At 65.5% G+C, this 15,394-nt stretch carries 14 protein-coding genes and 2 tRNA genes; 8 read left to right on the top strand and 8 right to left on the bottom strand.

The window, feature by feature from the left end; genetic code table 11:
* The 3 genes from F595_RS0107860 to F595_RS0107850 are packed head-to-tail and all read right to left on the bottom strand — an operon-like array spanning position 1 to position 3,178.
* Positions 1–1,254 carry an MFS transporter gene (locus F595_RS0107860; RefSeq protein ID WP_022956322.1) on the bottom strand — a complete coding sequence of 418 codons (1,254 nt, stop codon included), beginning with the start codon at positions 1,252–1,254 and terminating at the stop codon, positions 1–3.
* A 44-nt stretch (positions 1,255–1,298) separates the two neighbouring features.
* Positions 1,299–2,156 (bottom strand): formyltetrahydrofolate deformylase, encoded by an 858-nt coding sequence (gene purU / locus F595_RS0107855; RefSeq protein WP_022956321.1) that lies wholly within the window; start codon positions 2,154–2,156, stop codon positions 1,299–1,301.
* Positions 2,153–3,178: an AraC family transcriptional regulator gene (locus tag F595_RS0107850; RefSeq protein ID WP_022956320.1), complete on the bottom strand. Its 1,026-nt coding sequence runs from the start codon at positions 3,176–3,178 to the stop codon at positions 2,153–2,155. Before F595_RS0107850 ends, purU begins: the two co-directional genes overlap by 4 nt.
* Before the next feature lie 170 nt (positions 3,179–3,348).
* Between F595_RS0107850 and F595_RS13375 the strand changes: the two genes are divergently transcribed.
* Positions 3,349–3,783 carry an HIT domain-containing protein gene (locus F595_RS13375; protein ID WP_022956319.1) on the top strand — a complete coding sequence of 145 codons (435 nt, stop codon included), beginning with the start codon at positions 3,349–3,351 and terminating at the stop codon, positions 3,781–3,783.
* Positions 3,784–4,554, top strand: coding sequence for a sulfite exporter TauE/SafE family protein (locus F595_RS0107840; protein ID WP_022956318.1), 771 nt, complete (start codon positions 3,784–3,786; stop codon positions 4,552–4,554).
* A 39-nt stretch (positions 4,555–4,593) separates the two neighbouring features.
* Here the strand turns inward: F595_RS0107840 and F595_RS0107835 are convergent, their stop codons facing one another.
* From F595_RS0107835 to F595_RS0107820, 4 genes are all read right to left on the bottom strand, one after another.
* Positions 4,594–5,352, bottom strand: coding sequence for a class II aldolase/adducin family protein (locus F595_RS0107835; protein ID WP_022956317.1), 759 nt, complete (start codon positions 5,350–5,352; stop codon positions 4,594–4,596).
* 151 nt (positions 5,353–5,503) lie between these two features.
* On the bottom strand, positions 5,504–6,412 hold the full coding sequence (gene mmsB / locus F595_RS0107830) for a 3-hydroxyisobutyrate dehydrogenase (protein ID WP_022956316.1): 909 nt from the start codon (positions 6,410–6,412) through the stop codon (positions 5,504–5,506).
* 69 nt (positions 6,413–6,481) lie between these two features.
* Entirely contained in the window at positions 6,482–7,642 is a 1,161-nt protein-coding gene (locus F595_RS0107825; RefSeq protein WP_022956315.1) for an acyl-CoA dehydrogenase family protein, read from the bottom strand.
* Between the two features lie 17 nt (positions 7,643–7,659).
* Complete coding sequence (locus tag F595_RS0107820) at positions 7,660–9,165, bottom strand: CoA-acylating methylmalonate-semialdehyde dehydrogenase (protein ID WP_022956314.1); 1,506 nt, start codon at positions 9,163–9,165, stop codon at positions 7,660–7,662.
* 116 nt (positions 9,166–9,281) lie between these two features.
* Here F595_RS0107820 and F595_RS13370 point away from each other — a divergent pair, with 116 nt between their 5' ends.
* From F595_RS13370 to F595_RS13365, 4 genes are all read left to right on the top strand, one after another.
* Positions 9,282–10,178 (top strand): LysR family transcriptional regulator, encoded by an 897-nt coding sequence (locus F595_RS13370; protein ID WP_407635950.1) that lies wholly within the window; start codon positions 9,282–9,284, stop codon positions 10,176–10,178.
* A gap of 107 nt (positions 10,179–10,285) precedes the next feature.
* Positions 10,286–11,404 (top strand): S-(hydroxymethyl)glutathione dehydrogenase/class III alcohol dehydrogenase, encoded by a 1,119-nt coding sequence (locus F595_RS0107810; protein WP_022956312.1) that lies wholly within the window; start codon positions 10,286–10,288, stop codon positions 11,402–11,404.
* 1 nt (position 11,405) lies between these two features.
* Positions 11,406–12,257, top strand: a complete 852-nt coding sequence (fghA, locus tag F595_RS0107805; protein WP_022956311.1) for an S-formylglutathione hydrolase — start codon at positions 11,406–11,408, stop codon at positions 12,255–12,257.
* Between the two features lie 16 nt (positions 12,258–12,273).
* Positions 12,274–13,854 (top strand): DUF4394 domain-containing protein, encoded by a 1,581-nt coding sequence (locus F595_RS13365; RefSeq protein ID WP_022956310.1) that lies wholly within the window; start codon positions 12,274–12,276, stop codon positions 13,852–13,854.
* A gap of 41 nt (positions 13,855–13,895) precedes the next feature.
* Here F595_RS13365 and F595_RS13360 read toward each other — a convergent pair whose 3' ends face one another.
* Positions 13,896–14,972 carry a mechanosensitive ion channel family protein gene (locus F595_RS13360; protein WP_022956309.1) on the bottom strand — a complete coding sequence of 359 codons (1,077 nt, stop codon included), beginning with the start codon at positions 14,970–14,972 and terminating at the stop codon, positions 13,896–13,898.
* A 146-nt stretch (positions 14,973–15,118) separates the two neighbouring features.
* Here F595_RS13360 and F595_RS0107790 point away from each other — a divergent pair.
* A tRNA-Ser gene (locus tag F595_RS0107790) sits at positions 15,119–15,209 on the top strand.
* Between the two features lie 95 nt (positions 15,210–15,304).
* Positions 15,305–15,381 (top strand) — tRNA-Arg (locus tag F595_RS0107785).
* Positions 15,382–15,394: the final 13 nt, after the last annotated feature.

Here is a 15,394-nt window from a genome sequence, read left to right as displayed (position 1 = left end):
TCAGGCGGGCTCAGGCGACAGTTGATCCGGCTCGCGAGTATAACGCCAGGCCGGCCACAGCAGGAGCAGGCCGGCAAGACCCGCCACCAGGAAGTGGCTGGCATAGCCGATCTGCTCCACCAGCAGTCCGGCAGGCAGATAGAACAGGCCGCCGAACACCGCCAGCAGGCTGACCTGCAGCGTGAAATCAACGCCGGCATGTGACTGGCGGGCCCGGTCCATCACCGCCGACAGCAGCGCTGCCATGGCCATGCCGCCAAGCAGGTGCTCGGCCGCGTTGATCACCACGATGAGCTGGGTCGAGCTCAGACCGGCAAGACCCTGGCCGGTGGCCGGCCAGGCATAGCTGGCAAACAGCAGGCTTTGCACGGCGGCGAAGGCGACCATGCCGGTACGCCGTCCGAGACGGGTCACCAGCCAGCCACCCAGCATGGCGCCGGTGATGGTGGTGACGGCACCGGCCATGCTGACCTGCAGGCCGATATCCGCCAGGCTCATGCCCTGATCGACCATCATCGGCTTGACCATGGCCGAGGCCAGTGATTCGGCGACCTTGTAGGTGACCAGCACCCAGATCCAGCCCTCCAGCCCCGGACGCCGGAAGAAGTCTCGCCAGATCTGCCAGACCGGGTCATGCGCGTGAGCACGCACTTCAGGCAGCACCGGTGGCTCGCGGTAAAGGACGACCGGCAGCAGCAGCAGGCAGGAGAAGCCGATCAGCACGATGAACGAGAGCTGCCAGCCCAGCGTGTCGAGCACGTAAAGCAGCAAGCCGCCACCAATGATGATGCCTACCCGGTACGAGGACACCTGTATGCCGTTGCCGAGGCCGCGCTCATGAGGCGCCAGGATGCGCACTGCCAGCCCGTCAGTGGCCACGTCCTGGGTGGCGGCGAACAGATTGACCAGGAACAGCAACGCGAACAGGGTGTAGACACCGGTCGGATCGCGCAGGCTGGCGGGATCGAACGCGGCAAGTCCGACCAGAACGCCGATCAGCCCCAGATTCATGGGCAGGATCCAGCTCCGGCGGTAGCCCAGACGTGGCCAGTAATAGCGGTCTACCCAAGGCGCCCAGAACACCTTGAGCGCCCACGGGATGGCAAGCAGTCCGCTGAGACTGATCAGCGACAACGGCGCCTCGTAGGTACGCAGAATCGCCGGCAATGCCTGCGTGTAGATGCCGAACGGAATGCCCTGCGCCAGGTAGAGCGCGAGCAGCAGGCCAAGCCGGGTCGGCAGCGATGCGTTCATGTCACCTCGATGTGGTCGTTGTCTGCCGGGGGCAGCCAAACCACTCAGGCAAAGACGATGGTCTTGTTGCCGTGCACCAGAATGCGGTCCTCGACATGCCAGCGCACGGCACGCGCAAGCACATGGCGCTCAACGGTCTCACCCATTTCACGCAGGGTCGGCACCTCGTCGCGATGCGACACACGTTCGACATCCTGCTCGATGATCGGCCCCTGATCGAGGTCGGCGGTGACGTAGTGCGCGGTCGCGCCGATCAGCTTGACGCCCTTGTCGTAGGCCTGCTGATAGGGGTTGGCACCAACGAATGCGGGCAGGAAGGAGTGGTGGATGTTGATGATGCGGTTGGGCCAGCGCGCGGTGAACTCGGCACTGAGAATCTGCATGTAGCGCGCCAGCACGATCAGGTCGACACCCGCCAGCAGCGCCTCGATGCGCGCCTCGGCATCGACCTTGGTGGCCGCCGTGACCGGCACGTGATGGAACGGCACGCCGAAGTTCTCGACGTCGCCGCGCAGGTCATCGTGGTTGCTGATCACCGCGACGATCTCGCAGGGCAGCGAGCCGCGCGACCAGCGCCAGAGCAGCTCCATCATGGCATGGTCGTATTTCGACACCAGGATGGCGACCTTCTTGCGCTCGGCGGCATAGCTGATATGCCACTTCATGCCGTAGCGCGCCGCCACGGCCTCCTGGAAGGCCTGCTCCAGATGCTCGCGACTCAGCCGCAGGTGCCCGGTCTGGAACTCCATGCGCATGAAGTAGGTGCCGCCCTCCGGTGCCGTCGCGTGCTGGTCGAGGTCGGTGATGTTGGCACCGTGGTTGTAGAGAAAGCTGGAAACCGCGCTCACAATGCCGGGGGCGTCCGGGCAGTTGATGAGCAGGCGAGCCGTGGTGTCCGTCATGGTGAAACCTGTCCTAGCAGTTGGCGCCGGCAAGCGGCCGGGGTCATCCCGGTCCATTTCTTGAAGGCGCGGTGGAAAGCGCTGGCCTCGGAGAAACCCATCATGAGGGCGATCTCGTCGACCGACAAGGCCGGCTTGGCGAGGTAGAAGCGGGCCACGTCCTCGCGCATGCGGTCCTTGATGACCTGGTAGCTGGTGCCCTCCTCCTTGAGACGGCGGCGCAGCGTTTGCGGCGTCACGTTGAGACGGGCGCAGACCTCGGCGAACTCGGGGAACTGGTTGCCGTAACCCTGGCTGAGCAGACGCCGGATCTGGTCGGTGATGCGCTCGGGCCGGGCCCGGCCGCCGACGATCACAGCCACCGAGTCCTTGAGGAAGTGCGACAGCGACAGCGGGGTCTGGGCCAGAGGCAAGGTCAGCCAGGAGCCGGGAAAGCGGATGCAGTTCTCGCTCATGCCGTAGTTGACCGGGCAGCGGAACAGGCCCTCGAACTCGGCGGCATGCGCCGGCGGATCACAGACCAGCTCGATCACCAGCGGGTCCAGGCGACGTCCGACCAGCCAGCTCCAGAAGCGCAGCGAGACGAAGATCATGGCTTCCATGATCGTGGATTCGTGGGGCAGCTGGTCAGTCAGTGTCACCGACAGGCGTCCCTCGTTGTCGACCACCTCGAAACGCAGCGCCAGCGACGACTGCAGCAGGCCGTAGAACTGCGTGGAACGCTGGATGGCCTTGCCCAGGTTGGCACAATTGATGACCGCATGCGCCATCATCGAGAAGGTGCCGGGACGCGAGGACGTGTCCGGCGCCAGGCCAAGAAACTCGTCGCGGGTCTGCTCCATGACCGCCTGCAGCAGGGTGGTCAGCTCGGTCACCGACATCAGGCCGTCAGCTTCCTGCAGTCGGGCCGGATCCAGGCCATGCTGCCGGAACAGCGCGTCCAGGGACATGCCCTGCCGGGCAGCGCCGGCGAGGAGCTGTCTGACGTAGGTGATGCTGATGGAGTTGCGGGGGCGCGACATGGGCAGGCCGTGGCTACCAGGGAACAACGAAGCCGGAGAGTAGCAAATGCCGCGCCCGCCTGCATGAGGACAGTGTCGGCACGCGCGCCCTTCGACGTTGGTCCGGTCGGGCTGGCAGTCCCGCCGACGGCTACTTACACTGCAGCGGATCGCATCTGGAGTCCTGGTCCATGTTCACTCTGCATCCCCGTCTGGCCGCCGACACGGTGGTCCTGGGCGACTTCCCACTCAGCCAGCTGCTGCTGATGAATGACGCCAGCTACCCCTGGCTGATCCTGGTGCCGCGCCGCGCCGACATCCGCGAAGTCCATGAACTGTCGGATGCCGATCAGCTGCAGCTGATCCGCGAATCGTCCTGGGTCAGCGAACGTCTGGCGCTGCAGCTGCAGGCCACCAAGATGAATGTTGCCAACCTCGGCAACATGGTGCCGCAGCTGCACTGGCACGTCATCGCCCGCTTCGAGGGCGACCCGGCCTGGCCCAAGCCGGTCTGGGGCCAGCTGCCCGCTGAACCGTATACCGATGAGGAGCTGCTGGAGACCCTGCACATCCTCAAGTCGGCGCTGCCCGTGGATGGCCGCATCGGACTGAACTGGGCGTTGTAAGTGCTGACAGGCCCGGACTGGCTGGCGCTGCTGCCGCCGGAGATGTCGCTGCCAGTGGCCGTCGTGCTGGTGGCCAGTGCCGCCCTGACGGCGGCTCTGACCGCCGGCCTGGGCATTGGTGGCGGCGTGCTGCTGCTCGGCATCATGGCCTTGCTGGTGCCGGCCTCGGCACTGATCGCCACCCACGGCGTGGTCCAGATCGGCTCGAATGTCGGACGTACCGCGCTGATGTGGCGCCATGTCGAACGGCGCCTGCTGCTGCCCTTCGTGCTCGGCGCGGTGATCGGTGCGGCCAGCGGTGGCGCCATTGCCTGGCAACTGCCGGAGGCGCTGCTCAACGGCGCGCTGGGGCTGTTCATTCTCTACGCGGTCTGGGGACGCTGGCCGGCGATGCGCGCCACCGGCCTGTGGCTGGGCGGCAGCCTGATCAGCTTCCTGAGCATGTTCGTGGGCGCCACCGGACCGTTGGTGGCAGCACTGATGAAGACGCACCAGCTCGATCGCTTGCGTCACATGGCCACCTTCTCGGCCTGCATGAGCCTGCAGCACGGACTGAAGATCCTTGCCTTCGGACTCTTCGGTTTTCAGTTCGGCCCCTGGTGGCCACTGCTGATCGCGATGATCGCCAGCGGCTTTGCCGGCACCTGGCTGGGTGAGCGCTGGCTGCGCGGTCGTGCCGAAGACGGCTTTCAGCGCGGACTCAATCTCCTGCTGACACTGATGGCGCTGCAGCTGCTGTGGCAGTCCGTGGCAGACCTGTCCGCACGCTGACCGCTGCCGCGGTTCGACGAGCGACTCCGGATGCACACGTCAGGTCGCGTAACCCGGATCCAGCCGTTCCGCCTTGCGCAGCAGCGCCGGCCACACGAATGCCCCGCCGAGTCCGCCGGTCTGCACCCGCATGGCCTCGGCCACGCCGGCAACGATGCGCGGATCGACCGCAATCAGCTCGCTGCCGCCAGCCTGGGCGGCAAGCTGGATCTGGCACGCCGACTCGAACACGTACATGTGCAGGAAGGCATCCGCGATGCTGCGCCCGCAGGTGAGCAGACCGTGGTTGCGCAACATGAGGAAGTTGGCCTGGCCAAGATCGGCCTGCAGACGTGGCTTCTCGTCCGGGCGGAAGGCCACACCTTCGTAGTCATGGTAGGCCAGCGAGGCCAGCACGAAGGTCGACTGCTGCGAGATCGGCAGCACGCCATCGCGCTGGGCACTGACCGCAACCCCGGCCCGGGTGTGCGTATGCAGCACGCACTGCGCATCCTCGCGTGCCTCATGGATGGCGCTGTGAATGACGAAACCGGCCGGGTTCACCGGAAACGGCGACTCGCCGATGACGTTGCAGTCGGCATCGATTCGGATCAGGGACGAGGCGGTGATCTCGTCAAACATGAGTCCGTAGGGGTTGATCAGGAAATGGTGCTCCGGTCCGGGCAGACGCACCGAGATGTGCGTGAACACCAGATCGCTCCAGCCATACGCCGCGACCAGACGGTAGCAGGCAGCAAGGTCGCAGCGCAGCTGCCACTCCTCATCCGAAACGCGACCCTTGAGTGAAGGCATGTCCATCACGACGCTCCCGGTTTACGTGTCTGTGATCGGGAGTTTATCCCCAATAGCTGTGGACAAGTTCGTGCAAAACTTGCCATGAAACGCATGAAACCCGCGCCAGCCGTGGCGTTCACGCGTTCGAGCGTTTTTTCCGCGATGCCGGCTTGATTCAGCCGGCGCGTTGCAGCAGGCGAAGGATACTGGAGAAATCCGCCCCGCCCTGACCGCTGGCGCTGTGAACGGCGTAGAGCTGGCGCGCCAGACCCCCGAGCGGAATCGCCGCACCCGCTGCGAGTGCGGCTTCCTCGGCCAGGCCCAGGTCCTTGAGCATGAGGTCACTGCCGAAGCCGCCGCTGTAGCCACGCGACGCCGGCACGCCATCCATCACGCCCGGCATGGGGTTGTACTTCTGCAGCGACCAGTTGTCTCCGGAACTCTGCTTCATGATCTCCGACAGCACGGCCGGGTCCATGCCGTTGGCCACGCCCAGATTGAGGGCTTCTGCTGTACCGATCATGTGGATGGCGAGCAGCATGTTGTTGCACACCTTGGCGACCTGGCCGGCACCGCTGGCGCCGGCATGGAAGATGTTGCGGCCCATGGCCGCCAGCAGCGGCCGTGCGGCATCGACACAGGCCGGTTCACCGCCGACCATGAAGGTCAGGGTAGCGGCAGCCGCGCCGGCCGTGCCGCCGGACACCGGGGCGTCGATCATCGACAGACCGCGCGCCTGCGCAGCGACGGCGACCTTGCGCGCGCTGGCCGGCGCGATGGTGCTGCAGTCGATGACGCGGGTGCCAGCCGGCAGGCTGGCCAGAAGACCTGGATTCGCCGCACTGCCATCGCCCAGGTACAGGCTCTCGACATGACGACTGGCCGGCAGCATGGAGATCACCACGCCGGCACCAGTCACCGCTTCGGCGGCAGTGGCCACCACGCGAATGCCATGCGTTGCCACACTGTCACGAGCACTGGCCGAGAGGTCGGTGGCGACCACCGGGAAGCCGGCCTTGCCGAGATTGACGGCCATCGGGCCGCCCATGTTGCCAAGGCCGATGAAGGCGATGTGTTCGGTCATCTGTCTCTCCTGGCCTTGTCGCCCAAAGGTGAGCGGCCGTTGTGAAGTCGTAGGCGGACGGGTTCGCCGTCAGCGAATGGTGTCGGTCGCGTCGGCGGCCAGCATCCGGCGCGCGATGATCACGCGCATGATCTCGTTGGTGCCCTCGAGGATCTGGTGCACGCGGGCATCACGGACCAGACGCTCGAGCGGGTAGTCCTTGAGGTAGCCGTAGCCGCCATGCAGCTGCAGGGCCTCGTTGCAGACCCGGAAACCGGCGTCGGTGGCGAAGCGCTTGGCCATGGCGCAGTAGGTGGTTGCCTCGGCGTGACCCGCGTCGAGCTTGCTGGCCGCGAGGCGGATCATCTGCCGGGCGGCCACGAGGTCGGTGGCCATGTCGGCGAGGCGGAACTGCAGCGCCTGGAACTCGGCCAGCGCCTGACCGAACTGGCGACGCTCGCCGAGGTAACGCTGTGCCGCGTTGAGCGCTCCTTGCGCAGCGCCCACCGAGCAGGTGGCGATGTTGATGCGTCCGCCATCCAGCCCCTTCATGGCGATGCGAAAGCCCTCGCCCTCCTCGCCCAGGCGGTTGGCCACCGGCACGCGCACGTCATCGAAGAAGATCGCGCGTGTCGGCTGACTGTTCCAGCCCATCTTGTGTTCCTTCTTGCCGTAGCGAATGCCTGGCGTGTCAGCAGGCACCGCCAGCGCGCTGATGCCCTTGGCGCCCGGTCCGCCGGTTCGCGCCATCACCACCAGCAGGTCGGTGTCGCCGGCACCGGAAATGAACATCTTGCTGCCCGTGAGCACGTAGTGGTCGCCGTCACGGCGTGCCACGGTCTTCAGGTTGGCCGCATCGGAGCCGGCATCAGGCTCGGTCAGGCAGTACGAGGCGAGCTGCTCACCCGAGGTCAGGCGCGGACCCCACGCGGCCTGCAGCGCATCCTGCCCCCAGGTGCAAAGCATCCAGGTAGCCATGTTGTGAATGGTGAAAAAGGCGGCCGTGGACGGGTCGGCGGCCGCCAGCTCCTCGAACACCAGCGCGGCGTCGAGACGACTCAGACCGAGCCCGCCCTGCGCTTCCGGCGAGTACAGGCCGCAGAAGCCGAGCTGGCCGCCCTGGCGCAGGGCCTGCAACGGAAAGGTCTGTTCCAGATCCCACTGCGCGGCATGTGGCGCCAGCTCGTTGGCGGCAAAGTCGCGAGCCAGCTGCTGGAACGCCAGCTGGTCATCATTGAGTTCGAAATTCACCTCGATGCTCCTGGCGCTCAGCGCAGGCTGATGGTGGTGTTGACGCTGCTCACGGCATCCTCGTCGAACCAGCGCGCGGTGACGGTCTTGGTCTGCGTGTAGAACAGCACGACCTGCTTGCCGTAGGGGCCGAGGTCACCGAGCTTGGAGCCGCGCGAGCCGGTGAACGAGAACAGCGGCACCGGCACCGGAATGGGCACGTTGATGCCGACCTGGCCGACGTCGATCTCCTCCTGGAAGTGCCGGGCCGCGCCGCCGGAGCGGGTGAACAGGCCGGTGCCGTTGCCGTTGGGGTTGGCGTTGATGAGCGCGATGGCATCCTCCAGCGTCTCCACCTCGACCACGCACAGCACCGGCCCGAAGATCTCCTGGTCATAGATGCGCATGCCCGGCTTCACGCCGGCGAACAGCGTGGGGCCGACGAAGTTGCCGTTCTCGTAGCCCGGCACGGCGGGCTTGCGACCATCGAGCACGAGACGCGCGCCATCCTCGATGCCGGTGGCGATCAGGCCCTCGATGCGCGCCAGCGCGGCGCAGGAGATGACCGGACCGATCTCCACGCCCTTGTCATGGCCGGCACCAACCTTCAGTGTCTTGGCACGCTCGGCGATTTCGTCCACCCACGCGCGCGCCTCGCCCACCAGCACCACCACCGATGACGCCATGCAGCGCTGACCAGCCGCGCCGAAGCCGGCACCGACCAGTGCATTGAGCGTCTGCTCCTTGGGGGCATCCGGCAGCACCACCACATGATTCTTCGCACCCATCATGCACTGGGCGCGCTTGCCGTTCAGCGACGCCCGGTTGTAGACATGCGTGCCCACGCGGGTCGAGCCCACGAACGAGATCGCCTTGATGTCCGGGTGATCGCAGAGACCGTTCACGATGTCTTCCGCGCCATGCACGACATTGAGCACGCCGGCCGGAATGCCGGCCTCGATGGCCAGCTCGACCAGACGCATGGTGCTCATGGGGTCCTGCTCGGACGGCTTGAGCACGAAGGTGTTGCCGCAGGCAATCGCCATCGGGAACATCCACAGCGGGATCATGGCCGGAAAGTTGAACGGCGTGATGCCTGCGCAGACGCCCAGCGGCTGCTGCAGCGTGTAGGTGTCCACGCCATTGGCGACATTGTTGGCCAGCTCGCCCATCTGCAGCGAACCGATGTTGGCCGCGTGCTCGACCACTTCGAGACCGCGGAAGATGTCGCCCTCGGCATCCGGCAGGGTCTTGCCCTGCTCGGCGGTGAGAATGGCGGCGATCTCGCCCATGTTTTCGCGGATCAGCTGCTGATACTTCAGAAAGATGCGGGCACGCGCACCAATCGGTGTCTTGCGCCAGGTCCTGAACGCGGCCTTGGCAGCGGCGACAGCGGCGTCCAGCTCCTCGGACGTGGCCAGCGGCACGCGTGCCAGCACCTGCTGCGTGGCCGGGTTGACGACATCACGCCATTGCGTGGTCCTGGACTCGACGAACTCGCCGTTGATGAGCAGCTTGACGGTGGGGATGGCGGACGTGGTCATGGCGTTCTGGCCTGGGTTGTGAGGACTGTGTTTCCAGCATATTCCGGATAATATGCACAATGAAGACACAATAAATCCGGTTTGATATGCAAAAAAGCACATCACTGACCAGCAACATGAACTGGGACGACTTGCGGGTCTTTCTCGCGGTGCTGCGTCATGGCAGCGCCAGCCAGGCCGCCCGCCAGCTCGGCCTCAACCACACCACGGTGGCGCGCCGCATCCGCCTGCTCGAAGAGGCACTGGGCACGCTGCTGTTTGAGCGCTCGCGCAGTCACGGCTTCACCCTGACCCGCGACGGCCAGCAGCTGGTGCCGCATGCCGAGGCCGTCGAACAGGCACTGCAGGCCGCCAGCGAACGCGTGTCGGGCTCGGGCAGCGCGCTCGCCGGGCATGTCCGGATAGGCTGCACGGAAGCCTTCGGCAGCCATTTCGTGGTGCCCGAGCTGACCCGCTTCCAGGACAGTCACCCCGACATCAGCATCGACGTGCTGCCGGTGCCGCATTTCATCAGCCTGTCGCGGCGCGAGGCCGACATCGCCATCACCCTGGAGCGTCCGGCGCGTGGCCCCTATGTCACTCGCAAGCTCTGCGACTACCGGCTGGCCCTCTACGCGACCCCGGACTACCTCGCGCGTGAGGCACCGATCCGCAGCCGTGGCGATCTTGCCCGCCACCGGTTCGTGAACTACGTGCAGGACCTGGCGTTCAGCGCGCAGCTGCTCTACCTCGACGAAGTCGCGCCTGGCGCACGCAGCCCGCTGCGCAGCACCAGCGTGCTGGCCCAGCACCAGGCCGTGCTGCAGAGCCGCGCACTGGGCATCCTGCCCTGCTTCCTGGCTGCCGATGACCCGCGCCTGCAGGTGGTACTCGCGGACGAGGTGCAGCTGCAACGCCAGTTCTGGATGTCCTACAGCGAAGACCTGCGCCGCCTGCGACGCATCACCACGGTGGCCGAATACCTGCACGAGCGCGCCCGCGCCCGGGAGGACTGGCTGCTGCAGAGGGCATGAGAACACCCCGCCACTGGCTGACACCCGGCCATGTCCGCGTGACGCTGCCCCGGGGAACTTGCTATGTTCCGACAACTGATTGATTCGACCTCCCGGAGATACCCCCCATGAAGACCCGCGCCGCCGTCGCCTGGAAAGCCGGCCAGCCCCTGACCATCGAAACCGTTGATCTGGCAGGCCCGAAAGCCGGCGAGGTGCTGGTCGAGATCAAGGCCACCGGCATCTGTCACACCGACTGGTACACGCTCAGCGGCGCCGATCCCGAAGGCCTGTTCCCGGCCATCCTCGGCCACGAAGGTGCCGGCGTCGTGGTCGATGTCGGCCCGGGTGTCAAATCGCTGCGCAAGGGTGATCACGTGATTCCGCTGTACACGCCGGAATGCCGCGAGTGCAAGTTCTGTCTGTCGCAGAAGACCAACCTCTGCCAGGCCATCCGCAGCACCCAGGGTCGCGGCCTCATGCCCGACGCCACCAGCCGCTTTTCGCTCAACGGCCAGGACCTGTTTCACTACATGGGCACCTCGACGTTCTCCAACTACATCGTGGTGCCGGAAATCGCGCTCGCCAAGATCCGTGAGGACGCCCCCTTCGACAAGGTTTGCTACATCGGCTGCGGCGTCACCACCGGCATCGGTGCCGTGCTGTTCACGGCCAAGGTCGAGGCCGGCGCCAATGTCGTGGTCTTCGGTCTCGGCGGCATCGGCCTGAACGTCATCCAGGGTGCGAAGATGGTCGGCGCCGGCAAGATCATCGGCGTCGACCTCAACCCCGAGCGCGAAAAGATGGCGCGCGAGTTCGGCATGACGCACTTCCTGAACCCCAAGGAGGTCGAGGCCGCCGGGGGCAACATCGTCGATGCCATCGTGCAGCTCACCGATGGCGGCGCCGACTACAGCTTCGAATGCATCGGCAACACCACGGTCATGCGCCAGGCGCTGGAATGCACGCACAAGGGCTGGGGCCGCAGCATCATCATCGGCGTGGCGGAAGCCGGCGCCGAAATCAGCACCCGCCCCTTCCAGCTGGTCACCGGACGCAAGTGGGAAGGCTCGGCCTTCGGCGGCGCGCGCGGCCGCACCGACGTGCCGAAGATTGTCGACTGGTACATGGAAGGAAGGATCAACATCGACTCGCTGATCACCCACAAGCTCAGGCTCGAGGACATCAACGAAGGCTTTGCGCTGATGAAGCGCGGCGAATCCATCCGTTCGGTGGTGGAGTTCTGAGGTGGCGCTGACGACACGCAGCACGCATGCCTGCTTCGGCGGACGCCAGGGCTTCTACACCATGGACTCGGCCGCCATCGGGCTGTCCATGCGCTTCTCGGTGTTCGAGCCGCCGCAAGCGCTGGCTGGCGAGCATGTGCCCGTGCTGTTCTACCTGGCCGGCCTCACCTGCACGGAAGAAACCGTCATGATCAAGGCCGGCGCCCAGCGTATCGCCGCGGAGCTCGGCCTGATGCTGGTCAGCTGCGACACCAGCCCCCGCGATGTCACCCTGCCCGGTGATCGCGAGCACTGGGATTTCGGCATCGGCGCCGGCTTCTACCTCGATGCCACCGAGGCCCCCTGGTCAGCGCATTACCGCATGGCCACGCATGTCGCTCGGGAGCTGCCCGATCACGTGTGCGCACATTTCCCTGCCGACCCGGCACGCATGGGCATCTTCGGCCACTCCATGGGAGGCCATGGCGCCCTGACCCTGGGACTCAGGCATCCGGAGCGCTTCCGCAGCGTGTCGGCACTGGCACCGATCTGCGCCCCCATGCAGTGCCCCTGGGGCATCAAGGCCTTCACCGGCTATCTGGGCACTGACTGCGCGGCCTGGCGTGCGCATGACGCGACCGCGCTGGTGCAGGATGGCCATCGCACATCGCACATTCTCATCGACCAGGGCGAGGCCGACCAGTTTCTCGTCAACCAGCTGCACCCCGACCTGTTCGAGGCCGCCTGCCACGCGTCGGGACAGCCCCTGACACTGCGTCGCCATGCCGGCTATGATCACGGCTACTATTTCATCAGCACGGTCATTGCCGATCATCTGGCGCATCACGCCCGCGAACTCGGCGTCACACACTGAACAGCAGGGAAAGCCCATGACAACACGCACACTGACACTCACCGCTCTGGCGCTGGGTCTGACCTTCGCGATCACCGGCTGCAACGAGGACGACCGCATCGAGGATCTCTTCGAGCCGGGCGACACGGTCGCGCTGACCGTCGACAACCGGCTGATCACGTTTGACCGCGCCCGCGCAGACATCATCGCCACCGACGTACCGATCACCGGACTGGCCAGCGGAGAAACCTTGATCGGCATCGATTACCGTACCCGCAATGGCCTGCTTTACGGCCTCACGCGCAACGCGGTGTATCAGCTCTCCCTGCGCGGCGTGGCCAGCAACCGCAGGGCGCTGAGCACGCCGCTCACCGGCACCGACTTCGGGGTCGACTTCAATCCGGTGGCGGACTTGCTGCGCGTGATCTCCAACGGTGACACCAGCCAGGTGGTCAATGTCGACACGGGCAGCGTCAGCAACAGCCCGACCATCAACGAGACCGGCACGGGCACCCGCAACATGAACGCCGCCGCCTACACCAACGCCTTTGCCCGGCCGGTGAGCACCACGCTGTATGCGCTCGACACGTTCAATGACCGGCTGGTGGTGCAGAACGCCAGCACCAGCACGCTCAGCAACCCGGTGTCGCTGGGCCTCGACGCGGATTCGGTGAGCGGCTTCGACATCGACGGCAGCAACAACATCGGCTATGCCGCCCTGCAGGTAGCCGGTGTCACCAGCCTGTTCCGGATCGATCTGACGGCTACCACCAATGCCGCCACGCGTATCGCGAAACTGGGCTCCGGCAGCCGCCCCCTCAAGGGACTTGCCTTGATGCCGCGTGATGCCATGGCCTATGGCCTTGTCGTCGGGAGCAACAGCCTGGTGGTGTTCGATCCGGCCAGTCCGGCACAGATCCTCGACACCCTGTCCGTGTCGGGCCTGACCTCGGGTGAGATCCTGGTCGGCATCGATTTCCGTCCGGCTGACGGCCGGCTGTACGGACTGACCAGCCAGAACCGGCTGTATCGTCTGGGCACGGACACGGGGTCCGCCACGCTGGTCAGCAGCCTGAGCGGGGCCAGCCTCAGCGGCACCCGTTTCTCAGTCGACTTCAACCCGGCTGCCGACCGGCTACGCGTGATTTCCAGCACGGGGCAGAACTTGCGCATCAACGTGGACACCGGGGCGACCACCATCGACACGCCGATCAACCGCAGCGACACACCCGCCCTGCCCACCCCGCAGCTTGTTGCCGCCGCCTACACCAACAGCATCCGACCGGCGCCGGCCAGCACTACCCTGTATCATGTGGACCGCAGCGAGAACCGGCTGACCCGGTCACCCAACCCGAACGCGGGACAGGTTGCCCGGGAGGGTGTACTGACGGACCCCGCACTGGGCACGACGCCCGGCTTCGACATCGCTGGCGGCGCCAACGGGCTTCCGCTGATCATGGCCACGACCAGCGGTCAGGGATCGCGTCTGTTCAGCGTCAAGCTGGTCACCGATGCCGTCTCGGCATCCGGCACACTGACCGCCTATCCGGGCACCAGCAATCGCGTGGGGGGAACGAGCGGCCCCCAGCTCAGCGACATCGCCATCACCTTCGAATAAGTCGCCCGATGCCGGGAGTTTCATCTCCCGGCATCGCCTCTTCACGCCCCCGGCTTGTCCTCCACCAGCGTGCCGCCTTGCACGATCATGGTCTGCGTCGGGTAGGCAAACTCGATGCCTTCCTCGCCAAAGCGCTTGAAGATTGCCAGATTGACCGTGTGCAGGGCATCCATGCTGTCATCGAAGAGCGGATTGCTGATCCAGAACACCACCTCGAAATCCAGCGAGGACGGGCCGAAGGTCTTGAAGTGGGCGCGCTCGAAACGCGTGTTGGGCACGCTCTCGATGATGCCGCGAATGATGCCGGGGATGCGTGCCAGCTGCTCCGGCGAGGTCTGGTAGACCACGCCCAGCGTGAACAGCATGCGACGCTCGTGCATGCGTTTGAAGTTTCGTATGCGCGACTTCAGCAGATCCCCGTTGGACATGATGATCTGCTCGCCGGTACTGCTGCGCAGACGCGTGGTCTTGAGCCCGACATGCTCGACCGAGCCAGTGAAGCTGTCGACGGTGATCACGTCACCAATCACGAACGGCTTGTCGATCACGATGGACAGGCTGGCGAAGAGATCGCCCAGGATGTTCTGCACCGCCAGCGCCACCGCGATGCCGCCAACACCCAGACCGGCCACCATGGCGGTGACGTTGACCCCGAGGTTGTCGAGCATGAGCAGCAGGATCAGCGTCCACAGCAGCATCTTGCCGACGAAGTTGACTGCTGCAAGGCTGGTGGCGGCACCCGGGGTGGGCGAGTTCTGCCGGTAGCGATCGAGCCAGAAGTTGAAGGCCCCGCTGAACCAGAGTCCGACCTGCAGGAAGGCCGAGATCGTGGCCAGCGTCACCAGCCCCTTCTCCAGGTGAGGTGCCAGCGTCAGCAGACGCGTGCCGATGAGCAGCGTGACGCCGAAGATCAGCAGCTGCTTGGTGCGTCGCAGCATGGCGACCACGAACAGGCGCGGATCACGCTGCCCGCTGCGCGGCTGGCGCAGGTCGGACCACAACCGGTCAGCCCCCCACTTGATCGCCGCCACCAGCAGGTTGATGCTGAGTGCCAGCAACAGCGCATGACTCCAGTCCTGCAAAGTGTTGCCCAGCCAGACGGTTGTCAGGTCCAACATCGTGCTTCTCCATAATTCACGCGATGCGCGAGTATAACGCTCGCCAGTGCCCCCGGAGAGACCGCCATACTGCCTGCGCTTGCTCGAAATACCGGCAGTCGCGCCTTTTCAAGCGGGATCGACATGGGTATGATCGCTGGCTTGTCGGAGAGTTGACCGAGAGGCCGAAGGTGCTCCCCTGCTAAGGGAGTAGGGGCCAAAAGCTCCTCAAGGGTTCGAATCCCTTACTCTCCGCCATTACATCGCACGTGCTGGTGCGATCGCCTGAAATTCAGGCAAGGCAGTGCTTGACGCTGCCAAGGTCGATGCGTAAGATTCGCGGCCTCAGCAACGCGCCCATAGCTCAGCTGGATAGAGCACCAGGCTACGAACTTGGGGGTCGGGAGTTCGAATCTCTCTGGGCGCGCCATATGAAACAAAGG

This window comes from Perlucidibaca piscinae DSM 21586 (assembly GCF_000420045.1).
Lineage (GTDB): Bacteria > Pseudomonadota > Gammaproteobacteria > Pseudomonadales > Moraxellaceae > Perlucidibaca > Perlucidibaca piscinae.
The sequence above is the reverse complement of the archived record's forward strand: the minus strand, read 5'-3'. Positions and strand labels throughout refer to the sequence as shown.